The sequence below is a fragment of the Streptomyces fagopyri genome (assembly GCF_009498275.1).
In the GTDB taxonomy this organism is placed as follows: domain Bacteria; phylum Actinomycetota; class Actinomycetes; order Streptomycetales; family Streptomycetaceae; genus Streptomyces; species Streptomyces fagopyri.
In genome coordinates this window covers 5201825-5227089 of sequence record NZ_CP045643.1, presented here as the reverse complement: position 1 = coordinate 5227089, position 25265 = coordinate 5201825, and the positions used below count along the sequence as shown (strand labels likewise).

Genomic DNA, 25265 nt, shown 5'->3' with positions numbered 1-25265 from the left:
CGGCGGCCCCGGCGGGCGGCCTCAGTGGGCGATGCGCTCGTACCCCTTGATCTCCTGCGGACCGCGCGGCCCGGGACCCACGTACTGCGCGGACGGCCGGACGAGCCGTCCCGTGCGCTTCTGCTCCAGGATGTGCGCCGACCAGCCGGCCGTGCGGGCGCAGCTGAACATCGAGGTGAACATGTGCGCCGGGACCTCGGCGAAGTCGAGGACGATGGCGGCCCAGAACTCGACGTTCGTCGCCAGGACCCGGTCCGGGCGGCGGGCGTGCAGCTCCGCCAGAGCGGCCTTCTCCAGCGCCTCGGCGACCTCGAAGCGGGGGGCGCCCAGATCACGGGCGGTGCGGCGCAGGACCCGCGCGCGCGGGTCCTCGGCCCGGTAGACCCGGTGGCCGAAGCCCATCAGGCGTTCACCCTGGTCCAGTGCCTGCCTGACGTACGCCTCGGCGTCCCCGGTGCGCTCGATCTCCTCGATCATGCCGAGGACACGGGAGGGGGCGCCGCCGTGCAGCGGGCCCGACATCGCGCCCACGGCTCCGGAGAGCGCCGCCGCGACGTCCGCGCCGGTCGACGCGATGACGCGGGCGGTGAAGGTGGAGGCGTTCATGCCGTGCTCGGCGGCGGACGTCCAGTAGGCGTCCACGGCGGCCACGTGCTTGGGGTCCGGCTCGCCGCGCCAGCGGATCATGAAGCGTTCCGCGATCGAGTGCGCCTTGTCGATCTCGCTCTGCGGGACCATGGGGCGGCCCTGCCCGCGGGCGGACTGGGCGACGTACGAGAGGGCCATGACGGCGGCGCGGGCGAGGTCCTCACGGGCCTGTGACTCGTCGATGTCGAGGAGGGGCTTGAGGCCCCAGACGGGCGCGAGCATGGCGAGCGCGGACTGGACGTCGACGCGGATGTCACCCGAGTGGACGGGGATCGGGAACGGCTCGGCGGGCGGCAGGCCGGGGTTGAACGCGCCGTCGACGAGGAGTCCCCAGACGTTTCCGAAGGAGACGTGACCGACCAGATCCTCGATGTCGACGCCCCGGTACCGGAGTGCGCCGCCCTCCTTGTCCGGTTCGGCGATCTCCGTCTCGAACGCGACGACTCCTTCGAGTCCGGGTACGAAGTCGGACATCAGGCGGCTCCTCATGATGTGGGCGACGGGGGTCTGCGGGCGGGTGGTGCGATGGACCGTGCCGTGGGAAACCATGCGCCAGTGACGGGTGGTCGACGTCCGGTTCCACGGTCGGCTCGTGGACTCGTGGTCCGGTACGTCATCCCGGTGATGCCCCGTGCGGCCGACGGTCACCCACCGGAACGGCAGCAGCACGATATCCCCGGGTGCCACCTTTGGGGAGAGCGCACGGCACTCAGTGCCACGCAGTGATGAACCCCACTCCCGCCGAGTGGGGGTCGAAGTACGGCAAGATGACCGCGTGAACGACCGTTACCCGGATGAATCCGCCGAGCCCCTCGTCCAGCGCGCGGCCGAGGCCGCCGCGAAAGAACAGGCCGCGGAAGGAGTCGCCGCGGAACCCGGCACCGACCCCGCCGCGATGCGCGCCCACTACCGCGCCGAGGGCCTCGTGGAGTCCGATCTCGCCCCGCATCCCATGGACCAGTTCGCCCGCTGGTTCAAACAGGCCGCGCAGGCCGCCGTGCAGGGCGTGGTGTACGAGCCGAACGCGATGGTCGTGGGCACGGCGGACCCCGACGGGCGGCCCAGCTCCCGCACGGTGCTGCTCAAGCAGTACGACGGTCAGGGCTTCGTCTTCTACACCAACTACGACTCGCGCAAGGCCCGGGAGCTGGCCGCCAACCCGTACGTGTCGCTGCTCTTCCCCTGGCACCCGATGGCCCGCCAGGTCATCGTCACCGGGACGGCCCGCCGCACCGGCCGCGACGAGACGGCCGCGTACTTCCGTACCCGCCCGCACGGCTCCCAGCTCGGCGCCTGGGCCAGCGCCCAGTCCTCGGTCGTCCCCTCCCGCACCACGCTCGACTCCTCCTACGCGGAACTGAGCGCCCGCTACCCCGAGGGCGAGCAGGTCCCGGTCCCCCCGAACTGGGGCGGCTTCCGCGTCGCCCCGCGGACGGTCGAGTTCTGGCAGGGCCGCGAGAACCGCCTCCACGACCGGCTGCGGTACACGGCACAACCGGACGGCGGCTGGAAGGTGGAGCGGCTCAGCCCGTGACGCCGGCCCGGCTCAGTCCAGCACGCCGTTCAGGATCTCGCCCCACTGCGCGACCACCCGCTGCCGGCGCGCCGCGTCGTCCGTGAGGAGATTGGCGAGGCCCAGACCGCGGGACATGTCGAGGAAACCCTGGACGGTCTCACGTACCCCCGGGCGGGACTCGTCGGCGGCCAGCAGGTCCACGGCGATCCGGTGGGTCTCGCGGCCGACACGGGCCTCCAGTTCGGTGACCCTGAGACGGAGCTGCTCCTCGTCGGACGCGGCGACCCACAGGTGGAGGGCGGCGCGGAAGAGCGGGCCGGTGAAGAGGTCGACGAGGGCCGCGACGACGGCGCGCCGGTCGGCGGCACCCTCCGGGAAGAGGGCGCGCAGGGCCGTGGAGCGCTCCTCGGCGACGTACTCCACCGCCGCCGTGAACAGGTCCTCGCGGGTCGGGAAGTGGTGCTGGGCGGCGCCCCGGGAGACACCGGCGCGTTCCGCGACGACGGCGACCGTGGAGCCCGCCCAGCCGTGTTCGGCTAGACAGGCCACGGCGGCCGCCAGGAGTCGCTGCCGGGTGGCCCGGCTGCGGTCCTGCTTCGGGACGTGCACGGGGCGGGAGCCGCGCGAGCCCTGGGCGACGCCACGCCCGGCATGGCGCGCGTGGCCGGCGGAGTCGGCGTGGCCCGGGGAGTCGGCGCGGCCCGGGGAGTCGGCATGGCCCGGGGGCCCGGCGGGCTCCGCGGGGCCCGCAGACCCGGTGGGGTCCGCGGGGCCCGCAGTGCCCGCAGTGCCCGCGACCGTCCTCCCGGCATCCACCGTGTCCGCCGCGGTGGACACATCCGTCGTGGCTGCCGGAGTCGCCGTGGCGGCCGTGTGTTCCGGGGCTGCCGCGGCTGCCGCGCGTGTCGTGTCGTCCGAGGCTTCCGCCGTGCTCACACCACCCATGCGGGATCCCGTCGTTCGAGGAAGGCCGTCATCCCCTCACGGGCCTGTACGGAGGAGAACAGCTCGGCCGAGAGCGCCGTCAGGGCGACCGCGTCCCGGTCGAAGGCCTCCAGCACCTTAGCCGTGAGCAGCCGTTTCGTCTCGGCGAGGCCCTGCGGGGAGGCCCGGCGCAGGCCGTCCAGGACGGGGGCGAGGACCACGTCGACGTCCTCGCCCGCAGCGGTCAGCAGTCCCGTCCGTACCGCCTCCGCCGCGTCGAAGCGTTCGCCGGTGAGGTAGTGGCGGGCGAGGGCGCGGGGGTCCGTGCGGGACAGCAGCGGGAGGGAGATGACAGCGGGCGCGACACCGATGCGGACCTCCGTGAAGGCGAACGTGGCCGCGCCGGAGGAGACCGCGATGTCGCAGGCGCCCAGCAGCCCCAGGCCGCCCGCCCGGACGTGCCCGCTCACCCGGGCCACCACCGGTTTGGGCAGCTCGACGATCCGCCGCAGCAGACCGACGAGCGCGTCCGGGTCCGGCGGGTCACGCAGGTCCGCGCCGGCGCAGAACGTGTTGCCGGTGTGGGTGAGGACGACCGCGCGGACGTCGTCGTCCCCGCCGCACCGCGTGAGCTCCTGGGCCAGTTCGCCCACGAGCGCGGACGACAGGGCGTTGCGGTTGGCGGGCGAGTCGAGGGTGAGGGTGGCGACGGCGCGGTCGAGGTCCGCGTGGACGAGGGTCACGACCGGCCCCGCAGTTCCCGCCGCAGGATCTTCCCGGAGGCCGCCCGGGGCACCTCGTCGACGAAGGTGACGCCCCGGACCCGTTTGTACGGGGCGACGCGCTCGGCGACGTACATCATGACCTCGCCCTCGGACAGTTCGGTGGCGGACCGCTGGCGCACCACGTGGGCGTGCGGGACCTCGTTGTTGTCCTCGTTGTAGACCCCGACGACGGCGGCGTCCGCGATGCCCGGGTGGGTCAGCAGGAGTGCCTCCAGTTCGGCGGGGGCGACCTGGAAGCCCTTGTACTTGATGAGTTCCTTGACCCGGTCGACGACGAACAGCCAGCCGTCCGCGTCCACGTATCCGACGTCCCCGGTGTGCAGCCAGCCGTCCGGTTCGATCATCTCTGCGGTGGCGTCGGGACGCCCCAGGTAACCCTTCATCACCTGGGGGCCGCGGATGACGATCTCACCGGCCTCGCCGACACCGAGTTCCTTGCCCGGGTCGTCGAGCGAGAGGATCCGCATCTCGGTGCCCGCGACGAGCCTGCCCACCGTCCCCGGGGGCGCGTCGGCCGCGTCCAGCGGTACCAGGTGGGTGCACGGGGACAGCTCCGTCATGCCGTAGCCCTGGCCGATGGGCGGGAGGCCGAGCCGCTCGGCGCAGGCCACCGCGAGCTGCGCGTCCAGGGGCGCGGCGGAGGAGATGACGTACTTCAGGGACGACAGGTCGTAGCCCGCGACGGCCGGGTGCTTGGCGAGCGCGAGCACGATCGGCGGCGCCACGAACAGGCCCGTGATGCGGTGCCGCTCGATGGCCGTGAGGAACGTGTCGAGGTCGAAGCGGGGCAGCACGACGACGGTGGCGCCCTGCCGCAGGGGCGCGTTCATCAAGGCCGTCAGCCCGTAGATGTGGAAGAAGGGCAGCACCGCGAGGATGCGCTCCCCCTCGTCCATCGGAACCGAGCGTGCCAGCTGCGCCAGGTTGGTGGCGATGGACCGGTGGGTGAGCATCACGCCCTTGGGCGTGCCGGTGGTCCCGGAGGAGTACGGGAGGGCCGCGACGTCCGTCACGGGGTCGATGTCGATCCGTGGCTCGGGTGCCGTCGAGCCGAGCAGGTCGATCAGCGACCGGTGCCCCGGAGCGGTGTCGCAGACGAATATCTCCCGTATCCCGCCCGCCAGTCGCGCGGCCTCTCGTGCCGTCTCCAGAAGCGGTGAGACGGTCACGATCCAGCTCGTGGCGCTGTCCCGCAGCTGCTTGGCGAACTCCCCCGCGGTGGCGAGCGGGTGCACGGTCGTGACCGACGCCCCCGCGCGCGTGGCGCCGTAGAACACCGTCGGGAACGCGATGGTGTTCGGGCTGTGCAGGGCGAGCACGTCGCCCTTGCGGACGCCCGCGTCGGCGAACGCGGCGGCCAGCCGGCGGTGGAACCGGTCGAGTTGGCCGTAGGTGAGCGTGGTGCCGTCGACGCCGTCGACCAGCGCGGGTGTGTCCGCGCGTTCGGCGGCCCGGCCGAGGACGGCCTCGTGGATGGGTTCCTCGACGGCCGGGACATCGGCGTACTCGCTGCGGAACACGGGTCCTCCTTGAGCGGCTCGCGGGTAGGACTGGCCGGTGGGTTCCCCGGTGGGAGGACCCACCGGTGGCGCCCGGGTGGTGCGGCCGGCCGGTGGGCCACTTCACCGGCAGGGCCTGCCGGTGGGCTTCTCGGACGGCGGGGCGGACCGTCGGGCCTCCTCGGTGGGGCCCTTCGGCGCGCTCTCTCAGTACGACTTGGGCAGGCCCAGGGTCTGGTGGGAGACGTAGTTGAGGATCATCTCCCGGCTGACCGGGGCGATACGGGCCACCCGTGACGCCGTGATCAACGAGGCGAGGCCGAACTCGCGGGTGAGTCCGTTGCCGCCCAGGGTGTGCACGGCCTGGTCGACCGCTCTCACACAGGCCTCACCGGCCGCGTACTTGGCCATGTTGGCGGCCTCACCGGCGGCGACGTCGTCCCCGGAGTCGTACAGGTGGGCCGCCTTCTGCATCATCAGGCGGGCGAGTTCGAGTTCTATGTGGGCCTGTGCGAGCGGGTGGGCGATGGCCTGGTGGGCGCCGATGGGGGCCTTCCAGACGGTGCGCTCACGGGCGTACTCGACGGCCCGGGAGAGGGCGAAGCGGCCCATGCCGATCGCGAACGCGGCCGTCATCACCCGCTCGGGGTTGAGCCCGGCGAAGAGCTGGAGCAGGCCCGCGTCCTCGTCTCCGACGAGCGCCTCGGCGGGCAGCCTGACGTCGTCGAGGGCCAGCTCGAACTGCTTCTCCGCGCTCTGGAGTTCCATGTCGATCTGCCGTCGGCCGAAGCCGTCCGCGTCGCGCGGGACGATGAAGAGGCAGGGCTTGAGGCTGCCGGTGCGGGCGTCCTCGGTACGGCCCACGACGAGGGTGGCGTCGGCGATGTCGACGCCGGAGATGAACACCTTGCGGCCGCTCAGCACCCAGTCCGCGCCGTCCCGGCGGGCCGTGGTGGTGATCCGGTGCGAATTGGAGCCGGCGTCGGGTTCGGTGATGCCGAAGGCCATGGTGCGGGTGCCGTCGGCGAGGCCGGGCAGCCACGCCCGCTTCTGCTCCTCCGTGCCGAAGCGGGCGATGACGGTGCCGCAGATCGCGGGCGACACGACCATCATCAGCAGCGGACAGCCGGCCGCGCCCAACTCCTCAAGGACTATGGACAGTTCGGCTATGCCACCGCCCCCGCCGCCGTACTCCTCCGGCAGGTTCACGCCCAGGTAGCCGAGCTTGCCCGCCTCCGACCACAGTTCGGTGGGGTGGCGGTCCTCCCGGAGGGCGCTGGTGAGGTAGTCGCGGCCGTAACGCCTGCCGAGGGCGGCGACGGCGGCGCGGAGGGCTTGGTGCTCTTCGGTCTCTGTTGCGGGGCTCATCGGGCCTCCTGAGTACGGAAGGTGCGGGTCGGTCATGGCGGAGCGCGCGGTCGCCCGCGGCCCCTATCCGGGCACGTCGTCCTCGACGACCGCCAGCAGGGCCCCCATCTCCACCTGCTGGCCCGGGACCACGTGCAGGGCGGTGAGGGTGCCGTCGGCCGGGGCGGAGATCCTGTGCTCCATCTTCATCGCCTCCAGCCACAGCAGGGGCCGGCCGGCCTCCACCCGGACTCCTTCGGCGAGGCCCTCGGCCACCCGGACGACCGTGCCGGGCATCGGCGCGAGCAGGGAGCCGGGGACGTGCTCGGCGGTGGGGTCGGGGAAGCGGGGCAGCGCGGTGAGGGCGGTGGAGTTCACGTACACCTGGTCGCCGTGGCGTGCCACCCGGAACCGCTCGCGCACACCGTCCACTTCGAGGACGACGAGACCGGCGTCGGCGCGCACCACGTGGACGCCGTCGGCGGTCAGACCCTCCCGGGTGTGCCGGTAGCGGACCTCGTGCTCCTCCCCCGCCACGAGGTAGTGCCTGACCTGCGGCTGGGAGGGCAGGTTGCGCCAGCCGCCGAACCGGGAACGGCCGTGCGCGTCGGCGAGTGCCGCGGCCAGCGGCGCGTACGGGTCGGCGGCGGACGCCGTGAGCACGGCGAGGTGGCGGTCGTAGAACCCGGTGTCCATGCGGCCCTCGGCGAACTCCGGGTGCCGCAGGGACCGTACGAGCAGATCCCGGTTGGTGACCGGGCCGTGGATGTCCGCCCGCTCCAGGGCGCCCGACAGCGTGCGCAGTGCCTGCGCGCGCGTGGGGGCGTGGGCGACGGCCTTGGCGAGCATCGGGTCGTAGTGCACGCCGATCCGGTCGCCGTCTGCGTAGCCGGTGTCCAGGCGGACCTCGTCCGGCACGGCGAGGCGGTGCAGGGTCCCGGTCTGCGGGGCCCAGCCGCCGGCCGGGTCCTCGGCGTACAGACGGGCCTCGACCGCGTGCCCGCGCGCGGGGGGCGGAGCGTCGTCGAGCGCGGCGCCCTCGGCGACCTGGATCTGCAGCGCGACGAGGTCGATCCCGAAGACCGCCTCGGTGACGGGGTGTTCGACCTGGAGACGGGTGTTCATCTCCAGGAAGTGGGCGGTGCCGTCCGCGATCAGGAACTCGACCGTCCCGGCGCCCACGTAGTCGACGGCCCGTGCGGCGCGTACGGACAGGTCGTACAGCGTGTCGGTGAGCGACTGCCCGAGACCGGGGGCCGGGGCCTCCTCGATCACCTTCTGATGGCGCCGCTGGAGCGAGCAGTCGCGCGTGCCGAGCGCCCAGACCGTGCCGTGCGTGTCGGCGAGGATCTGCACCTCGACGTGCCGGCCGCCCTCCACGTACGGCTCGACGAAGACCTCGCCGTCGCCGAAGGCGCTGAGGGCCTCGGCCCGCGCCCCCTCCAGCTCCGCTTCCAGACAGGCCAGTTCGCGCACGATGCGCATACCGCGCCCGCCGCCGCCCGCCGCCGCCTTGACCAGCACCGGCAGGTCGTCCGCGGTGACCTCCACCAGGGGGGCGAGGCCCATCAGCTTCTTGGCGCGGGTCTTGGACGCCATCGCCTCGATCGCCTCGGGCGGCGGCCCGATCCAGACCAGACCCGCGTCGAGGACGGCCCGCGCGAAGTCCGCGTTCTCGGAGAGGAAGCCGTACCCGGGGTGCACGGCGTCCGCTCCGGCGTTCAGGGCCGCCTTCACGACCAGGTCGCCGCGGAGGTACGTCTGGGCGGGTGTCGAGCCCGGCAGCCGCACCGCCGCGTCGGCCTCCCGCACGTGCAGGGCGTCCTCGTCGGCGTCCGAGTGCACGGCGACGGTCCGGATCCCGGCCTCCCGGCAGGTGCGGAAGACACGGCAGGCGATCTCGCCGCGGTTGGCCACGAGTATCGAACTGATCATGGTGTGGGACCTCACATCCGGAAGACGCCGAAGCCGCCGCGCGCGCCCTCGAAGGGCGCGGTGTGGATCGCGGACAGGCACAGGCCGAGGACGGTGCGGGTGTCACGGGGGTCGATCACCCCGTCGTCGTACAGCCGCCCGGACAGGAACATCGGCAGGGACTCCGACTCGATCTGCTGCTCCACCATGGCGCGCAGGGCCGCGTCGGACTCGTCGTCGTAGGGACGGCCCCTGGCCGCCGCCGACTGCCGGGCCACGATGGACAGGACGCCCGCGAGCTGCTGGGGGCCCATCACGGCGGACTTGGCGCTGGGCCAGGCGAACAGGAAGCGCGGGTCGTAGGCGCGTCCGCACATGCCGTAGTGGCCGGCCCCGTAGGAGGCGCCCATCAGGACGGACAGGTGCGGGACACGGCTGTTGCTCACCGCGTTGATCATCATCGCGCCGTGCTTGATGATGCCGCCCTGCTCGTACTCCCTGCCGACCATGTAGCCGGTGGTGTTGTGCAGGAAGAGGAGGGGGATGTCGCGCTGGTTGGCGAGCTGGATGAACTGGGCGGCCTTCTGCGACTCGGCGCTGAACAGCACCCCCTGGGCGTTGGCCAGCACCCCGACCGGGTAGCCGTGCAGCGTCGCCCAGCCCGTCGTGAGGCTGGTCCCGTAGAGGGGCTTGAACTCGTCGAAGTCCGAGCCGTCGACGATCCGGGCGATGACCTCGCGCGGGTCGAAGGGGTGCTTGAGGTCACCGGGCACGATCCCCAGCAGTTCGTCCTCGTCGTACTCGGGCGGGGCCGCCGGTCCCGGGTCCGGGTACGCCTTGCGGTGGTTGAGCCGGGCGACGACGCGCCGGGCCTGCCTCAGGGCGTCCCGTTCGTCGACGGCGAAGTGGTCCGCGAGACCCGACACCCGGGCGTGCATCTCGGCGCCGCCCAGGGACTCGTCGTCGCTCTCCTCGCCGGTGGCCATCTTCACCAGCGGCGGACCGCCCAGGAAGACCTTCGCCCGCTCCTTGACCATGATCACGTGGTCGGACATGCCGGGGACGTACGCGCCCCCCGCGGTGGAGTTCCCGAAGACGACGGCCACGGTCGGGATGCCCGCCGCCGACAGCCGGGTCAGGTCGCGGAAGATCGCGCCCCCGGGGATGAAGATCTCCTTCTGGGACGGCAGGTCGGCGCCGCCCGACTCGACGAGGCTGATGCAGGGCAGCCGGTTGGCGAGGGCGATGTCGTTGGCCCGCAGCGCCTTCTTCAGGCTCCACGGGTTGCTGGCACCGCCGCGCACCGTCGGGTCGTTGGCGGTGATCAGGCACTCCACGCCCTCGACCACCCCGATCCCGGTGACGAGCGAGGCCCCCACCGCGTACGCGGGCGCGTCACTCCCCCAGGCCGCCAGCGGCGACAGCTCCAGGAAGGGGGTGTCGGGGTCGAGCAGCAGCTCGATGCGTTCGCGGGCGAGCAGTTTGCCGCGCGCCCGGTGCCGGGCGACGTACTTCTCGCCGCCGCCCGCGAGCGCCTTGGCGTGCTCGGCGTCCAGCACGGCGAGTCTGGCGAGCATGACGTCGCGATTGGCGGTGTGTTCGGGGCTGTGGGCGTCCAGGGCGGACGCGAGGACGGTCACAGGAGTGCCTCCGGTATGTCCAGGTGGCGGGAGCGGAGCCATTCGCCGAGGCCCTTGGCCTGGGGGTCGAAGCGGTGCTGGGCGGCGACCCCCTCGCCGAGGATTCCCGCGACGACGAAGTTGAGGGCGCGGAGGTTGGGCAGCGGATGGCGGGTGACGTCGAGATGCCGGCTCTCCGGGATCAGGCTCCGGAACCGTTCGGCCGTCAGCTCGTGGGCGAGCCAGCGCCAGGCGTCGTCCGTGCGGGCCCAGACGCCGACGTTGGCGTCGCCGCCCTTGTCCCCGCTGCGGGCGCCCGCCACCAGGCCGAGGGGGGCGCGCCGCGTCGGCCCGGCGGGCGGCGGCTCGGGCAGGGCGGGCCGCGGCGCCGGTTCCAGGACGAGGGTGTCGCGGGGCGCGGCCACCGGGATCCGGCGGCCGTCCGGGAGGACCGCCACCTGCTCCACGGCGTCCTGGGGGACGCGGGAGTCCTCGAACACCCCGTACGGCGAGCCCTTTCCCGGCGGCGCCAGGACGTGGAAGCCCGGATAGCTCGCCAGGGCCAGTTCGACGGCCGCCCCGCCGAGCGTCCGGCCGACCGTGTCCTGGTCGGGGTCCCGTACGACGAGACGGAGCAGGGCGCTCGCGGTCTCCTCGGTGGGGGCGTCCGGCCGGTCGGTCCGGGCCAGCTCCCAGCGGACCTCGGCCGGACGGGACTTGGCGGCGTCGAGCGCGGTCTCCATCTGGTCCCGTACGAGGTCGGCCTTCGCCTCGATGTCGAGCCCGGTCAGGACGAAGACGACCTCGTTGCGGAAGCCGCCGAGGCGGTTGAGGCCGACCTTGAGGGTGGGCGGGGGCGCCTCGCCCCGGACGCCCGTGATCCGGACCCGGTCGGGGCCCTCCCGGGTGAGCGTCACCGAGTCGAGGCGGGCGGTGACGTCGGGGCCCGCGTACCGGGCGCCGGACGTCTCGTACAGGAGCTGCGCGGTGACCGTACCGATGTCCACGACGCCGCCCGTGCCGTCGTGCTTGGTGATGACGCTCGTGCCGTCCTCGTGGAGTTCGGCGAGCGGGAAGCCGGGACGGCGCAGCAGCCGCGCGGGACGGTCGCCGAAGAACGCGTAGTTGCCGCCGGTCGCCTGCGTGCCGCACTCCAGGACGTGCCCGGCGACGACGGCGCCCGCGAGACGGTCGTACGCGTCCGGGGCCCACCCGAAGTGGGCGACGGCAGGACCGGTGACCAGTGCGGCGTCCGTGACCCGGCCGGTCACGACGATGTCCGCGCCCTCGCGCAGACAGGCGGCGATCCCGGCGCCGCCGAGGTAGGCGTGCGCGGCGAGCGTGCCGGGGTGGCCGCGGGTGAGGTCGTCGCCCTCGACGTGGGCGACGCGTACGGGGATGCCCAGTCGCCCGGCCAGTTCCCTTACGGCGTCGGCGAGTCCGGCGGGGTTGAGGCCGCCGGCGTTCGCCACGACCCGGACGCCCCGCTCGTGCGCGAGGCCGAGGCACTCCTCCAGTTGCCGCAGGAAGGTGCGCGCGTAGCCGCCCGCCGGGTTCTTCAGACGGTCCCGGCCGAGGATGAGCATCGTCAGTTCGGCGAGGTAGTCACCGGTGAGGACGTCCAGGGGGCCGCCGGTGAGCATCTCGCGCATCGCGTCGAAGCGGTCGCCGTAGAAACCGGAGGCGTTGCCTATGCGCAGGGGACCCGGGGAGGGGAGGGAGCCGCTCACCGGCCCGGCTCCGCGGGCCGCGCCGCCCCGGGCCGCCGTCCGTCTCCCGGTGGCCCCGCGAAGGCCTGGGCGATGTCGAGCCAGTGGTCGGCGTCGGGGCCCTGCGCGCGTACGGCGAGGTCGGCGCGGTGCGCGCGCTGGGTGACCAGGAGACAGAAGTCGAGGGCGGGGCCGGTGACCCGCTGGGCAGCGTCCTCGGGTCCGTACGTCCACGACTCCCCGGTGGGACTCTCCAGTTCGACGCGGAACTCGCCGTCCGGCGGGGTGAGTCCGCGCACCCCGAAGGCGAAGTCCCGTGCCCGGACGCCGATCCGCACCACGTGCCGGAGGCGGTCCGTGGGGGTGCGGGTCACTCCCAGCGCGTCCGCCACGTCCTGACCGTGGGCCCAGGTCTCCATCAGCCGGCCGGTGGCCACGGAGGCGACCGACATGGGCGGCCCGTACCAGGGGAAGCGGGTTCCGGCGGGGGCCGCGCGGAGGGAGTCCTCCAGGGCCCCGCGCCCCGCGCGCCAGTCGGCGAGCAGCGCGGCGGCCGGCCGGGCCGCACCCTCCTCGGCGCCCTCGTCCACGAATCCGCCGGGTGAGGCGATCGCCTTCTCGACCTCCTTCGCGAAGGCCTCGGCGTCCGTGACGGCGAGCAGCGCGGAGCGGTCCGTCCAGGCCAGGTGGGCGATCTGATGGGCGACGGTCCAGCCCGGGGCCGGGGTGGCGAGCCGCCAGCCCTCCTCATCCAACCCGCCTACCAGCAGGTCGAGTTCCTCGCTCTCCTGATGGAGATCGTCGATCACGGAGGACGGGTCGGACACGATGGCGCTCCCTCGGGGCACGACGGTGTGCGGGGCGGTACGGGGTCCTGCGCGGTGCGATCTGGAGCATGGCAGCGGCCGGAGAAACAAGCAAGCGTGCTTGCATTGATCGAGCGCCCCGATGTCGGCGGGGCGGCGGGGCAGGGGCGGGGGCCGCCCGGATCCGGGCGGCGGGGACGCCCGGCGGGCGGCGCGCCGCCGTGCCCCGTGGGGACCGCCGGGTCGCGACGGACAGGACGTCACAGAAGAGCCGATTGAGGAGTGTTCCAGGCATTGCCGGGCACTTCGGCCGGAGGGCAGCATGCGGCGTACGGCGGGGCCGCACGTCGCGGGTCACCCCGCCCCGGCACTCGACGGGACGACAGAGAGGGCTTCATGACCACTCACCCGATTCCCCTGCGCCGCCTGGCCCTGGACCGGCTCGTCAAGGACGCCGGGGGCAGCGCGCTGCCCGACGACGTGCCCGACGAGCCGCACTTCTCCGAGCTGCTCGACGAATGCGCCGGGCTGCTGAACGCGATCACCTTCACGAAGAAGACCGACGGAGCGGTGGCGCAGGCGACGTTCGGCGCCCATCCGCTGGTCACCTACGATCCGGCGCACTCGTCCCAGCGGCCCACCACGGACGACGCGCCGTTCCGCACCGCCAGCATCCTGCACGAGATCATGCACGTCAGCGTGGACCTGCTCTACCGCAAGCCGGACGACCCGACCGAGGCGGTGTACTGGCGGTCGGTCAACTTCCACCACTCCACCGCGCCCGCCGCCGCATTCGCCCGGCAGACCACGACCGTGTGCGCCAACCTGGAGAAGATCGCCGCCCGCGCCACCGCGGACCCCAAGGTGGACGCCGCGCTGCGCGCTCACGTCGACCGGCGGATCGAATACGGCCTCGCCACCCCGAACGTCCACTACGACACGGTCCTGCTGGACCTCCTCGTCTATCTGCGGCTCAAGGGCCACACCGGGAAGGACACGCTCTTCGGCTACCTGACCAGGCTGTCGCAGGAGGCGCTGGACCGCCGTACGGATCCGAAGGGCGGCCCCGTGCCTGCCGCCGCGGCGACCTGAGGGCCACGGGTCCCCGGCCGGCGGCGCCCTACCCGGCGTCCTTCGCCCGTCCGCGCCCCACCTGGGTCCGTACCGCGCCCATGCTCGCCGCGATGACGAGGGCGATCGCGAGGGCCTCGGTGGCGGAGAGCGCCTGGTGCAGGACGAGGAAGCCGGCGGTCGCGGCGACGGCCGGCTCCAGGCTCATCAGGATGGCGAAGGTGGAGGCGGGAAGGCGGCGCAGGGCGAGGAGTTCGAGGGTGTAGGGGAGGACGGAGGACAGGACGGCGACCGCGGCCCCGAGCGCCGCGGTCGTCGGGTCGAGCAGCCGGGTCCCGGACTCGGCGATCCCCAGCGGCAGGAACGCCACCGCCGCGACCACCATGGCGAGCGCGAGCCCGTCGGCCTGCGGGAAGCGCCGGCCCGTGCGGGCGCTGAAGACGATGTACGCGGCCCACATCGCGCCGGCCGACAGGGCGAAGGCGACGCCCGCCCCGTCGAGGCTGCCGAAGCCTCCGCCGCCGAGCAGGAAGACCCCGCCGAGGGCGAGGCCCGCCCAGAGGAGGTTCAGGGCGCGGCGGGAGGCGACCACCGAGAGCACCAGCGGGCCGAGCACCTCGAGCGTGACGGCGGGGCCCAGCGGGATGCGGGCCACCGACTGGTAGAAGAGGCCGTTCATCGCGGCCATCGTCAGCCCGAAGAGGACGACCGTGAGCCAGTCGGCCCGGGAGTGCCCGCGCACCTTCGGCCGGCAGATCACCATCAGCACGATCGCGGCCACCAGCAGCCGCAGGGTCACCACTCCGAGCGCCCCGGTGCGCGGCATCAGGGTCACCGCCAGCGCTCCGCCGAACTGCACGGAGACACCCCCGGCGAGGACCAGGCCGACGGGCCCGAGGCCGCCGCGCCGGGCCGGGGAGCCGCCGCCCGTTCCGGGCAGGGGTGCCATCACCGGGGCGACCGGGGTCACGGACGCCGGGGAGGACGGGACGGCGCTGGGGGTGTTCACGGTGCCTTCCAGGGGCTCGACTCGGGATGCGTGCATCACGCTGCACTTGCGGGTCCAGAGTAATGGACCCGGTCAGGCGCGTGAACCCTTGACGGCCCTGTCTCGTTCCTCACAGCGGCCGTCCCCGCCCTCGCGGACCCCCGGCCCTCAGCGGCGGGACATGTACAGGTTGAGGGCGCGGTGGAGCACACGGTTGAGCGGGAAGTCCCACTCGCCGAGGTACTCGACGGCCTCGCCGCCCGCGCCGGCCTTGAAGCGGAGCAGGCCGAGGAGATGGTCGGACTCCTCCAGGGTGTCGGTGATGCCGCGGAAGTCATAGACGGCGGCGCCCAGTTCGTGGGCGTCGGACATCATGCGCCACTGGATGGCGTTGTTGGGCTGGACCTCGCGCCTGCGGCTGGTGGAGGCGCCGTAGGAGTACCAGACGTGGGTGCCGACCGTCAGCATCGTGGCCGCGGCGAGGACGTCGCCGTCGTGGTGCGCGAGATAGAGCCGCATGCGGTCCGGGTCCTCGGCGGTCAGAGCGGTCCACATGCGCTGGAAGTACGGCAGCGGGCGGGGGACGAAGCGGTCGCGCGCGGCGGTCTCGGCGTAGAGCCCGTAGAAGACGGGCAGGTCCTCGTAACCGCCGCGCACGACCTTCACACCGGCCCTGTCGGCCTTCTTGATGTTGCGTCGCCACTGCTGGTTGAGGCCGCTGTGGATGTCCTCCAGCGGCCTTCCGCCGAAAGGGACCTGGCAGACGTAGCGCGGCTGACCGGCCGCGAACCCGTCCTCCGCGCCCGCCTCGGCCTGCCGCCAGCCCCCTTTCCGCAGCCGCTCGGCGACCCCGGCGGCGGCCGGCTCGTACGCCGTCGGCGCCACGTCCCCGAGCCGGCGCGCCGCCGGGTCGGCGATCGCCGCCTTGACGGCGTCGGCGCTCCACCGGCGTACGACCACGGGCGGCCCCATCTTCACCGAGAACGCGCCCCGCCCCTTCAGATACGCGAGCATCGGGTCGAGCCAGCGCTCCACGAGATCGGCCGCGTACCAGTCGACGACCGGTCCCTCCGGGAGGTAGGCGAGGTACCGCCGCACCTTCGGCAGCGGCCGCAGCAGCACCAGCCCCACCCCGACGAGCCGCTCCCCGTCGAACCACCCGAGGCTCTCCGCCCGCCAGTCCGGCTTCACCTCGCCCCAGGACGGCACCTGCATATGGCTGACCGAGGCCCGCGTCGCGACGAACGCCAGATGCTCTTCACGGGTGATGACCTGCAGGCGGAGCCTCATGCGCGGCACTCCTCGGTGAGGGAGGTGGCTGGGATCGTCAGCACACTCAGGACATTTCGCCATTCTCGTGCCCGTGGCCGCGGTCCGCCCCTCGGCCGGGGCCGTCGAGCGCCTCCGCCAGCACCTCCGCCAGGTGCCTTCCCCCGCGGCCCGTCAGCTGCTCCAGCTGGGTGCGGCAGGAGTAGCCGTCCGCGAGGAGCACCGTGTCGTCGCCCGCCGCCGCCACCGCCGGGAGGAGCTGTTCCTCCGCACAGGACACGGACACGCCGTAGTGGCCCTTCTCGAAGCCGAAATCGCCCGCGAGGCCGCAGCAGCCGCCCACGAGGGAGCCGGTCAGTCCCGCCGCGGCGCGCAGCCGGCGGTCGGCCGCGTCGCCGAGGACGGCGTGCTGGTGGCAGTGGGTCTGGCCGACGACGGGGCGGTCCAGCGCGGGCGGCGACCAGTCCGGTGCCAGCCGTTCCAGTGCCTCGGCGAACGTCAGCACCGCCGAGGCCAGGCGCGCCGCGCGCGGGTCGTCGTGGAGGAGCTCCGGGAGGTCCGTGCGCAGCGCGGCGGCACAGCTCGGTTCGAGGACGACGACGGCGGGGGGCCGCGGGTGGACGTCCGGATCCAGGAAGACCCCCATCAGGTCGAGGGTGCGGCGCATCACCGCGCGGGCGAGGTCGAGCTGGCCCGTGGAGACATAGGTCAGACCGCAGCAGACGCGGCCCGCGCGGCCCACCGCCCACGGCGCCGGTCCGTCCGGCGCGCCGCCCACGCCCGGCACCCCGGCCACCGTCCCGGGCACCCCTTTCCTGCCGTCCCTCCCGGCCCTCCTGCCGCCCGTCCCCTCCGTCCCGCCGGCCTGACCTTTCCCGCCGCCCCTCCCCTTCCCGGCGCTCCTCGCCGGACTCCCCAGCTTCCGCATCGCCACCGTCGGCGTGAGCATCACCTCCACACCGGCCGCCTCCAGCACCCGTACGGCCGCCCGCCCCACCGAGGGCGAGAGGTGCTCCGTGAAGGTGTCCGGCCACAGGAAGGCCACCTCGGCCGGGGCGGCACCGTTCCCGTCGACGCCGTTCCCACCGACGCCGTACCCCTCGACGCCGGTCCCACCGCCCCCGTGCACCCCCTCGCGCAACATCCGCCGCACCCGGTCCTTGAACCGCCGCTGCCACCACCGGCTGAACGTCTCGGGCGCCAGGCGCGGGATCTTCCGCTCGGGGGCGATCCCGGCCAGCCGCTTGGCCACCGCGGCGAGCGGCCGCAGCGAGGACAGGGCGTTGAGGAGCCCGGCGGTCCTGGTCCGGGCGACCAGTCCGAGCCACACGGGCAGCCGTCCCAGGGCGTAGTGCACCGCGGGGCGGCGCCGCCCCGCGTAGTGGTGGTGCAGGAACTCCGCCTTGTACGTGGCCATGTCGACGCCGACCGGGCAGTCCGAGCGGCAGCCCTTGCAGGACAGGCACAGGTCCAGCGCGTCACGGACCTCCGTCGACCGCCATCCGCCGGTGACCACCTCGCCCGCGAGCATCTCGTGCAGCAGCCGGGCCCGTCCCCGGGTGGAGTGCTCCTCCTCGCCCGTCACCCGGAACGACGGGCACATGACACCCGTGTCCGCGGGCGTCGTCGTACGGCACTTGGCGACCCCCACGCACCGGCGCACCGCCGCGGAGAAGTCCCCGCCGTCCGCCGGATATCCGAACGTCACGTCCACCGGCTCGCGCGGCAGCACCGCGAACCGCAGGTTTTCGTCCAGCCGGTGCGGCCGCACCAGCATTCCGGGGTTGAGCAGGCCGTCCGGGTCCCAGAGGTCCTTCGCCCGCTCGAAGAGGCCCACCAGTTCGGGGCCGTACATGAGGGGCAGCAGCTCGGCACGGGCCTGCCCGTCGCCGTGCTCGCCGGACAGTGAACCCCCGTGCGAGACCACCAGTTCGGCCAGTTCCCGCGAGAAGTCGCGGAAGCGCCCGATCCCCTCACTCGTCAGCAGGTCGAAGTCGATGCGGACGTGGACGCAGCCGTCCCCGAAGTGTCCGTACGGTGTCCCGCGCAGCCCGTGGGCCGCCAACAGGCCCCGGAAGTCGCGCAGATAGGCCCCGAGCCGGGCCGGCGGCACCGCGCAGTCCTCCCAGCCGGGCCACGCCTCTCCCCCGTCGCCGGGCATCCGGGTCGCCGTGCCGCTCGCGTCCTCGCGCAGTCGCCACAGGGCGCGCTGTCCGGCCGGGTCGGTGACCACGGCGGCGTCGAGGGCGTCGGCGGCGCGCACGATCGCTTCGCCGCGCGCGCGGGCCTCCCCGGCGTCGGCGCCTCCCGTCTCGACGAACAGCCAGGCCCCGCCCCGCGGCAGTCCCGCGCCGGGCGGTACGAGGTCCGCGGCCATCCCCTCCACGGTGAGCGGCCCGAGCGGCAGCAGCCCGGCGGCGGCCTCCGCCGCCGCGCCCTCGTCCGCGTACCCGAGGACGGCCAGCGCCGTCGCCCGCGGCGCCTCGACCAGTCCAACGACCGCTTCGGTCAGGATGCCCAGCGTGCCCTCGGATCCGCAGAAGGAGCGGGCGACGTCCGCGCCCCTCTCGGGGAGCAGGGCGTCCAGCGCGTAGCCGGAGATACGGCGGGGCAGATCCGGGAAGCCGATGCGCAGCCGGGCCAACTCGGCTTCCACCAGGGCGCGGAGGCCGGGCGGGGCGCCGCGCCAGTCCCGGCCGAGCGTGCGGACCTCCCCCCGGGCGGTGAGCACCGACAGCTCGCGCACGCTGTCCGCGGTCGTGCCCCAGGCCACCGAGTGCGACCCGCACGCGTTGTTCCCGATCATTCCGCCCAGGGTGCAGCGGCTGTGGGTGGAGGGGTCGGGGCCGAAGCGCAGGCCGTGCGGGGCGGCGGCCTCCTGGAGGCGGTCCAGGACGACGCCGGGCTCCACGACGGCGGTGCCCGCCCCGGGGTCCAGCGCGACGACGCGGTTCATGTGCCGGGTGAAGTCGAGGACGACACCGGTGCCGGTGGCCTGGCCGGCGATCGAGGTGCCGCCGCCGCGCGCGACGACCGGCACCGCGAGCGCGCGGCACACGGACAGCACGGCCGCCACGTCGTCGCTGTCACGCGGGGCCACCACACCGAGCGGGACGCGCCGGTAGTTGGACGCGTCCATGCTGTTCAGCGCACGTGCGGTGGCGTCGAAGGAGACCTCGCCGCGCACGTGCCCGGCGAGCCGGGCACGCAGTGCGGCCCGTAGTTCCCGAAACTCCGCCGGTCCCCGCTCGCCAAGATCCGTCATGCCTCCAGGATGGCCCCGCACGGCGGTTCCGGGCGGTACCCCGGGCACCCGAATCGCCGTCCGATGACGGGAGCGGTTCCAGAACCTTCCCAACACGATCACGAACTCTCATATAGTGACCGCGAATTGAGTATCAGGTGTCGCCTCTCGCCCAGGAAACGACCGAGGACACGGACCGAGGACAGGATTCATGACCGCGCCCAGCCCCTCCGGCGAACGACCCACCCTCCGCGCCACAGCGCCCGCGCCCCTGCTCACCGCCGCTCTGGCGGCACTCGCGGTGGTCGGCGCGGTGGCGACCGTACCGAACTCCGCACGGGTGCCCGTCGCATGGGTCACCGGGACGGCCGCCGTGCTGCTCTGCGCGGCCGTCGTGGTCGCCACCCGGGCCGCCAGGACCGCGCAACTCGCACGCCGCCGCCTCGACACCGTGAGCCAGGACGCCGACCGGCTCCTCCAGGAACGGGCGCGCCAGGCCGAGGAGTTCCACCAGGAACGGACCCGCCTCGCGGAGGAGTCCGCCCGCGACCGGACCCGGGCGGCCGACGCCGCGGCCCGCGAACGCACGCTTCTCACCGAGGACTTCGACGCCGAACGGCAGCGGCTCGGCGCCGACATCGCCGAGGAGCAGCGGCGGTCGGCCGAACTCGCCGCGGACAGGACGCGCGTCGCCGAGCAGCTCCGGCAGGCCACGAGCGACCGCGCCGCCGCGATCTCGGCCACCGCCAACGCGGCCGGCCGCATGCAGGCCCTCTCCACGGCCATGCTCGCCGACCTGCGCGCCATGGAGGAGAAACACTCCGACGAGGAGGTCCTCGCCGACCTCCTGCACCTCGACCACCGCACCGCGCAGGCCGGCCGGCTCGCCGACTCCGTCGCCGTCCTCGCGGGCGCCCGCTCCGGCCGCCGCTGGGCACGGCCCATCGTCATGGAGTCGATCCTGCGCGGCGCCATGGGGCGCATCGGCGGCTACCAGCGGGTGCGCATGCACTCCTCCAGCGACGCCGCCGTCGCCGGACACGCCGCCGAGGGCGTCATGCACGCGCTCGCCGAACTCCTCGACAACGCGGCGAATTTCTCGCCGCCGACCGCCGAGGTCCATGTGTACGTCGAGGAGGTCCCGGCCGGGGTCATCGTCTCCGTCGAGGACAGCGGACTCGTCATGGGCGACGTCCAGCTGCGCCGCGCCGAGCGCGCCGTCGCCGGAGACGGCGCCGAACTCGGCGGCCTCACCGGTACCCGGCTCGGTCTCGCGGTGGTCGGCCGGCTCGCCCGCAAGCACGGCCTGAAGGTCTCCTTCCGGCCCTCCGCGCGCGGCGGCACCGGCGTCCTGGTCCTCATCCCCCAGGACCTGCTGTCCCAGCCGCAGGCGTCCGCGCCGACGGCGCCCCGGACCGAGCCCGCGGCGATGCCCTCCCCGGCACCCGCCCCCACCGCCCCCGTACCCGCCGAGGACCGGTCCGCCCCGGCCGAGGACCCCACCCCCACCGAGGACCGTCCCGCCGCCGAGCCGGCGCCCCAGGCGTCGTACGCCGCCGCCCGCGCCGCCGGGGACCTCGACCCGGACCCGGTCCCCACCCACGACTCTCCCCGGCACGCGGACGCCGGGCCCGCCTCCGGCAGCCTGCCCAAGCGCCGTCGCGGCCGCACCCTCGCGGACGCCGAGCGCGGCCGCGCCCGCGTCACCGACCAGGCCGCCGACCCCGAACCCCGCGCCACCGACTCCAAGGTCACCGCCGCCCGGTTCAGCAGCTTCCGCCAGGCCGTCCGCGGCACGGCACCGGACCAGGCCGCGGTCCAGGGAACCGTGCCCGACGACTCCGTACGCGCCCCGGCGTACACCCCCGAGAACGCCGTACGCGACGAACAGGCCGTACGGGACACCAACCCCCCGCACCCGGAAGGCGACACCACTTCATGACCGGCACCACCACCGCCGACGAGAAGCTCTCCTGGCTCATCGAGGGCCTCCTCGAGCGCACCCCCGGCGCCCGGCACGCCCTCGTGCTCTCCCGCGACGGACTGAAGCTGTGCCGCACCCCGGAACTCACCGTCGACCGGGCCGACCAGCTCGCCGCGATCGCCGCGGGCATCCAGTCGCTGTCCCACGGCGCGTCCGTGGAGTTCGGCGACGGCAGCGGCGGCGTGCGCTCGGCCATGACCGAGTTCTACGGCGGCGTCCTGTTCATCGTGGAGGCCGGTGACGGCGCCCACCTCGCCGTGGTCACCGCCGAGGACGCGGACGCCGGCCTGGTCGGGCACAACATGAGCGAGCTGGTGGAGCAACTCGGCGAACACCTGAGCGCGCAGCCCCGGACGTCATGAGCCGTCCGGGCAGGGACGACGCGCCCGACCGGTTGTACACCCTCACCGGGGGGCGCAGCCGTTCCGGGCCGGACACCCCGTTCGACCTCGTGACGCTCGTGGTCGCCGAGTGCGACCCGGTCCTGGGCATGCAGTCGGAGCACGCCGCGATCCTGCGGCTGTGCGAGCGGCCGACGGCGGTCGTGGAGATCGCCGCCGTGCTCAAACTGCCGGTGTCCATCACCCGGGTCCTGCTCTCCGACCTGCTCGCCGCGGGCCGGGTCAGCGCCCGCCACCCGCAGAAGGCAGCACTACCCGATCCCGACATCCTGGAGCAGGTGCTCGTTGGACTACGCAACCTCTGACGCGAGGACCCCGCTGGGCGCCAGCGCCGACAACGGTCTGAAGATCGTGGTCGTCGGCGGTTTCGGCGTCGGCAAGACGACCCTGGTCCGCTCCGTGAGCGAGATCCGTCCCCTCAACACCGAGGAGACGATGACCCGGGCCGGTGAGGCGATCGACGACATCAGCGAGGTCCGCGGCAAGTCCGCGACCACCGTCGCCTTCGACTTCGGCCGCATCACGCTCGACGCCCGCAACGTGCTGTACCTGTTCGGCGCGCCCGGCCAGGAACGCTTCTGGTTCCTCTGGGACCGCCTCTTCTCCGGCACCCTCGGCGCGGTCGTCCTCGTCGACACCCGGCGCATCGACGACTCCTGGTACGCGATCGACCGCCTGGAGCACCACGGCACGCCGTTCATCGTCGCCTGCAACGACTTCGGCGGCCCGGGACACACCCCCGCCGAGATCCGCGAGGCACTCGACCTCGACCCGCACGTCCCGCTCATCGACTGCGACGCCCGCTCCCGGGAGTCCAGCAAGCGGGTGCTGATCACCCTGGTCGAACACCTGAAGACCGTGTACGCCGCCTCGGCCGGAGCCACCGCCCCGGCCGCCGAAGAAGTCACCAAGTCCCCGGAGCTGGCCCTGTGACCTCCGCCCCCGTGCCCCTCAGCGGGCCCCGGTTCCAGACCGAACCGGCCGAGCTGTACCGGGAGATGCGGCGCGACCACGGCTCGGTGGCGTCCGTCGTGCTGGACGGCGACATCCCGGCGTGGCTGGTGCTCGGCTACCGCGAGCTGCACCAGGTCACCGGCGACCCCGTGCTGTTCAGCCGGGACTCCGACCTGTGGAACCAGTGGGACCGCATCCCCGACGACTGGCCACTGCTGCCGATGATCGGCCGCAAACAGCCCTCCATCCTCTACACGGTCGGCGAACGCCACCGTGAGCGCGCCGCCATGATCAGCGAGGCGCTGGAAGCCGTCGACCCCTTCGAACTGCGCACCCACGCGGAGCGGTTCGCCGACGAGCTCATCGACGCGGCCTGCGCCGAGGGCGAGATCGACCTCGTCGGGGACTACGCCGCACTGCTGCCCGTACGGGTCCTCGCGACGCTCTACGGCTTCTCCGAGGAACAGGGACCCGGCCTGGTCACCGCCCTCAACGACATGATCAACGGCCGGGCGGGGGCACTCGCCGGGCAGCAGCACCTCGCCGGCTCCATGGCGCGGCTGCTGGCCGACCGCAAGGCCGGCCCCGCGAACGACGTCGTCTCCCGGATGCTCGCCGACACCTCCGGCTTCACCGACGAGGAGATCATCCAGGACCTGATGGTCATGATGGCCGCGGGCCACCAGCCCACGGCGGACTGGATCGGCAACTCGCTGCGCCTGATGCTCACGGACGACCGTTTCGCCGCCTCCCTCTTCGGGGGCCGCAACAGCGTCGCCGAGGCCATGAACGAGGTCCTCTGGGAGGACACCCCCACCCAGAACGTGGCCGGCCGCTGGGCCTCCCGCGACACCCAGCTCGGCGGCCACCGCGTCCGCGCCGGCGACCTGCTGCTGCTCGGCCTCCAGGGCGCGAACTCCGACCCGCAGGTCCGCACCGACGGCTCCGCCCTCACCGGCGGCAACAACGCGCACTTCTCCTTCGGACACGGCGAGCACCGCTGCCCGTTCCCGGCCCAGGAGGTCGCCGAGGTCATCGCGCGGACGGGCATCGAGGTCGTACTGGACCGGCTGCCCGACATCGACCTGACGGTACCCGCCGAATCCCTCACCCGCCGGCCCTCACCCTGGCTGCGCGGTCTCACCGAACTCCCGGTGCGTTTCACCCCCGTACCCGCACTGTGAGACTCCACCGCGTCCGGCCGGCCCGCGTGTCCGGCCGGGGGCCGCGGCGGCATGCGCCGCCGCCCCCGCGACGACGCGGCATCCCCACCCCGGCTCCTGGAGGCATCCCCGCATGACCGCACGTATCGCCCTCGACCCGTTCGTGACCGACCTGGACGGTGAGAGCGCCCGGCTGCGCGAAGCCGGTCCGCTGGCCGCCGTGGAACTGCCCGGCGGCGTGCCCGTCTGGGCGGTCACGCACCACGCGGAGGCCCGCGCACTGCTCACGGACCCCCGGCTGGTGAAGGACATCAACGTGTGGGGCGCCTGGCAGCGCGGCGAGATAGCCCCCGACTGGCCGCTGATCGGGCTCGCCAACCCCGGCCGTTCCATGCTGACCGTCGACGGCGCGGACCACCGCAGGATGCGCACACTGGTGGCGCAGGCGCTGACGCCCCGCCGGGTGGAGCAGATGCGGGAGCGGATCACCAAGCTGACGCAGGGCCTGCTCGACCAGCTCTCCGCGGACGCCGGTGTCGTCGACCTGAAGGCCGACTTCGCCTACCCGCTGCCCATGTACGTCGTCGCCGACCTCATGGGTATCGAGGAATCCCGGCTCCCCCGGCTCAAGGAGCTCTTCGAGAAGTTCTTCTCCACGCAGACCCCGCCGGCCGAGGTCATCGCCACGCTCACCGAGCTGGCCGGGATCATGGCCGACACCGTCGCGGCCAAACGCGCCGAGCCCGGCGACGACCTGACCAGCGCCCTGATCCTCGCCTCCGAGGACGGCGACCACCTCACCGACGAGGAGATCGTCTCCACCCTCCAGCTGATGGTGGCGGCGGGGCACGAGACGACCATCTCCCTCATCGTCAACGCGGTGGTCGGTCTGTCCGCCCATCCGGAGCAGCGCGCCCTCGTCCTTTCCGGTGAGGTGGACTGGTCGGCGGTGGTGGAGGAGACGCTGCGCCACTCCACCCCCACCTCGCACGTCCTGATCCGCTTCGCGACGGAGGACGTGCCGGTCGGGGACAAGGTCATCCCCGCGGGTGACGCGCTGATCGTGTCGTACGGCGCGATCGGGCGCGACGAGAACGCCCACGGCCCGACGGCCGGGGACTTCGACATCACCCGCACCACGGCGAACCGTCACATCTCGTTCGGCCACGGCCCGCACGTCTGCCCGGGTGCGGCCCTGTCCCGGCTGGAGGCCGGCGTCGCGCTCCCGGCGCTGTACGAGCGCTTCCCCGGCCTCGATCTGGCGGTCCCCGCCGGGGAGTTGCGCAACAAGCCCGTGGTGACCCAGAACGACCTGTACGAACTGCCGGTCCGGCTGGCCCCGTAGCCCTTCCGCCGGGGGCGGGCGCAGCGCCGCGCGCCCCCGGCTGCCACCGGCCGGCCGGGTCGTCTCATCGAACGGACAC

The 25265-nt window shown here is 73.6% G+C and carries 20 protein-coding genes; 8 read left to right on the top strand and 12 right to left on the bottom strand.

What is annotated here, in order from left to right; genetic code table 11:
• Positions 1 to 21: 21 nt before the first annotated feature.
• The gene (locus GFH48_RS22555) at positions 22 to 1122 is read right to left on the bottom strand and encodes a citrate synthase 2 (protein ID WP_153289983.1); all 1101 of its coding nucleotides are present in this window, start codon (positions 1120 to 1122) and stop codon (positions 22 to 24) included.
• Between the two features lie 421 nt (positions 1123 to 1543).
• Between GFH48_RS22555 and pdxH the strand changes: the two genes are divergently transcribed.
• Entirely contained in the window at positions 1544 to 2182 is a 639-nt protein-coding gene (pdxH, locus tag GFH48_RS22550; protein ID WP_153293058.1) for a pyridoxamine 5'-phosphate oxidase, read from the top strand.
• Positions 2183 to 2194: 12 nt separating this feature from the next.
• Here the strand turns inward: pdxH and GFH48_RS22545 are convergent, their stop codons facing one another.
• The 8 genes from GFH48_RS22545 to GFH48_RS22510 all read right to left on the bottom strand — a co-directional run bounded on the left by GFH48_RS22545 (position 2195) and on the right by GFH48_RS22510 (position 12788).
• Positions 2195 to 2773 carry a TetR/AcrR family transcriptional regulator gene (locus GFH48_RS22545; protein WP_153289982.1) on the bottom strand — a complete coding sequence of 193 codons (579 nt, stop codon included), beginning with the start codon at positions 2771 to 2773 and terminating at the stop codon, positions 2195 to 2197.
• A gap of 323 nt (positions 2774 to 3096) precedes the next feature.
• Positions 3097 to 3831: an enoyl-CoA hydratase family protein gene (locus GFH48_RS22540; protein WP_153289981.1), complete on the bottom strand. Its 735-nt coding sequence runs from the start codon at positions 3829 to 3831 to the stop codon at positions 3097 to 3099.
• Positions 3828 to 5393 carry a 4-coumarate--CoA ligase family protein gene (locus tag GFH48_RS22535; protein ID WP_153289980.1) on the bottom strand — a complete coding sequence of 522 codons (1566 nt, stop codon included), beginning with the start codon at positions 5391 to 5393 and terminating at the stop codon, positions 3828 to 3830. The genes GFH48_RS22540 and GFH48_RS22535 overlap by 4 nt, the downstream gene beginning before the upstream one ends.
• A 186-nt stretch (positions 5394 to 5579) precedes the next feature.
• Positions 5580 to 6740 carry an acyl-CoA dehydrogenase family protein gene (locus tag GFH48_RS22530; RefSeq protein WP_153289979.1) on the bottom strand — a complete coding sequence of 387 codons (1161 nt, stop codon included), beginning with the start codon at positions 6738 to 6740 and terminating at the stop codon, positions 5580 to 5582.
• A gap of 63 nt (positions 6741 to 6803) precedes the next feature.
• Entirely contained in the window at positions 6804 to 8654 is a 1851-nt protein-coding gene (locus tag GFH48_RS22525; protein ID WP_153289978.1) for an acetyl/propionyl/methylcrotonyl-CoA carboxylase subunit alpha, read from the bottom strand.
• Between the two features lie 11 nt (positions 8655 to 8665).
• Complete coding sequence (locus GFH48_RS22520; RefSeq protein WP_153289977.1) at positions 8666 to 10273, bottom strand: acyl-CoA carboxylase subunit beta; 1608 nt, start codon at positions 10271 to 10273, stop codon at positions 8666 to 8668.
• Entirely contained in the window at positions 10270 to 11982 is a 1713-nt protein-coding gene (locus GFH48_RS22515) for an acyclic terpene utilization AtuA family protein (protein ID WP_153289976.1), read from the bottom strand. The genes GFH48_RS22520 and GFH48_RS22515 overlap by 4 nt, the downstream gene beginning before the upstream one ends.
• Positions 11979 to 12788: a TIGR03084 family metal-binding protein gene (locus GFH48_RS22510; protein WP_153289975.1), complete on the bottom strand. Its 810-nt coding sequence runs from the start codon at positions 12786 to 12788 to the stop codon at positions 11979 to 11981. The genes GFH48_RS22515 and GFH48_RS22510 overlap by 4 nt, the downstream gene beginning before the upstream one ends.
• Positions 12789 to 13163: 375 nt before the next feature.
• Between GFH48_RS22510 and GFH48_RS22505 the strand changes: the two genes are divergently transcribed.
• Entirely contained in the window at positions 13164 to 13859 is a 696-nt protein-coding gene (locus GFH48_RS22505; protein ID WP_153289974.1) for a hypothetical protein, read from the top strand.
• Between the two features lie 28 nt (positions 13860 to 13887).
• Here GFH48_RS22505 and GFH48_RS22500 read toward each other — a convergent pair whose 3' ends face one another.
• From GFH48_RS22500 to GFH48_RS22490, 3 genes are all read right to left on the bottom strand, one after another.
• The gene (locus tag GFH48_RS22500) at positions 13888 to 14847 is read right to left on the bottom strand and encodes an EamA family transporter (protein ID WP_153289973.1); all 960 of its coding nucleotides are present in this window, start codon (positions 14845 to 14847) and stop codon (positions 13888 to 13890) included.
• Between the two features lie 147 nt (positions 14848 to 14994).
• Positions 14995 to 16116 (bottom strand): lipid II:glycine glycyltransferase FemX, encoded by a 1122-nt coding sequence (locus tag GFH48_RS22495; RefSeq protein WP_153289972.1) that lies wholly within the window; start codon positions 16114 to 16116, stop codon positions 14995 to 14997.
• 46 nt (positions 16117 to 16162) lie between these two features.
• Positions 16163 to 19360 (bottom strand): FAD-binding and (Fe-S)-binding domain-containing protein, encoded by a 3198-nt coding sequence (locus GFH48_RS22490; RefSeq protein WP_407698652.1) that lies wholly within the window; start codon positions 19358 to 19360, stop codon positions 16163 to 16165.
• A gap of 190 nt (positions 19361 to 19550) precedes the next feature.
• On the opposite strand from GFH48_RS22490, the gene GFH48_RS22485 reads away from it, so the two are divergent.
• From GFH48_RS22485 to GFH48_RS22460, 6 genes are all read left to right on the top strand, one after another.
• Positions 19551 to 21281, top strand: a complete 1731-nt coding sequence (locus GFH48_RS22485; protein ID WP_153289971.1) for an ATP-binding protein — start codon at positions 19551 to 19553, stop codon at positions 21279 to 21281.
• A complete protein-coding gene (locus tag GFH48_RS22480; RefSeq protein WP_148008979.1) occupies positions 21278 to 21685 on the top strand; it encodes a roadblock/LC7 domain-containing protein in 408 nt (135 codons plus the stop codon). The genes GFH48_RS22485 and GFH48_RS22480 overlap by 4 nt, the downstream gene beginning before the upstream one ends.
• Positions 21682 to 22029, top strand: coding sequence for a DUF742 domain-containing protein (locus GFH48_RS22475; protein WP_148008980.1), 348 nt, complete (start codon positions 21682 to 21684; stop codon positions 22027 to 22029). The genes GFH48_RS22480 and GFH48_RS22475 overlap by 4 nt, the downstream gene beginning before the upstream one ends.
• Positions 22010 to 22657, top strand: a complete 648-nt coding sequence (locus tag GFH48_RS22470; protein WP_228120850.1) for a GTP-binding protein — start codon at positions 22010 to 22012, stop codon at positions 22655 to 22657. Before GFH48_RS22475 ends, GFH48_RS22470 begins: the two co-directional genes overlap by 20 nt.
• A complete protein-coding gene (locus GFH48_RS22465) occupies positions 22654 to 23862 on the top strand; it encodes a cytochrome P450 (protein ID WP_153289970.1) in 1209 nt (402 codons plus the stop codon). The genes GFH48_RS22470 and GFH48_RS22465 overlap by 4 nt, the downstream gene beginning before the upstream one ends.
• A 112-nt stretch (positions 23863 to 23974) precedes the next feature.
• A complete protein-coding gene (locus GFH48_RS22460) occupies positions 23975 to 25186 on the top strand; it encodes a cytochrome P450 family protein (RefSeq protein WP_153289969.1) in 1212 nt (403 codons plus the stop codon).
• Positions 25187 to 25265 lie beyond the last annotated feature (79 nt).

Bases quoted from the DNA above. Each gene is read 5' to 3' on its own strand.
- GFH48_RS22495 (WP_153289972.1), bottom strand. From the start codon at position 16,116: ATGAGGCTCCGCCTGCAGGTCATCACCCGTGAAGAGCATCTGGCGTTC.
- GFH48_RS22525 (WP_153289978.1), bottom strand. From the start codon at position 8,654: ATGATCAGTTCGATACTCGTGGCCAACCGCGGCGAGATCGCCTGCCGT.
- GFH48_RS22555 (WP_153289983.1), bottom strand. From the start codon at position 1,122: ATGTCCGACTTCGTACCCGGACTCGAAGGAGTCGTCGCGTTCGAGACG.
- GFH48_RS22480 (WP_148008979.1), top strand. From the start codon at position 21,278: ATGACCGGCACCACCACCGCCGACGAGAAGCTCTCCTGGCTCATCGAG.
- GFH48_RS22490 (WP_407698652.1), bottom strand. From the start codon at position 19,360: ATGACGGATCTTGGCGAGCGGGGACCGGCGGAGTTTCGGGAACTACGG.
- pdxH (WP_153293058.1), top strand. From the start codon at position 1,544: ATGCGCGCCCACTACCGCGCCGAGGGCCTCGTGGAGTCCGATCTCGCC.
- GFH48_RS22530 (WP_153289979.1), bottom strand. From the start codon at position 6,740: ATGAGCCCCGCAACAGAGACCGAAGAGCACCAAGCCCTCCGCGCCGCC.
- GFH48_RS22460 (WP_153289969.1), top strand. From the start codon at position 23,975: ATGACCGCACGTATCGCCCTCGACCCGTTCGTGACCGACCTGGACGGT.
- GFH48_RS22475 (WP_148008980.1), top strand. From the start codon at position 21,682: ATGAGCCGTCCGGGCAGGGACGACGCGCCCGACCGGTTGTACACCCTC.
- GFH48_RS22505 (WP_153289974.1), top strand. From the start codon at position 13,164: ATGACCACTCACCCGATTCCCCTGCGCCGCCTGGCCCTGGACCGGCTC.
- GFH48_RS22485 (WP_153289971.1), top strand. From the start codon at position 19,551: ATGACCGCGCCCAGCCCCTCCGGCGAACGACCCACCCTCCGCGCCACA.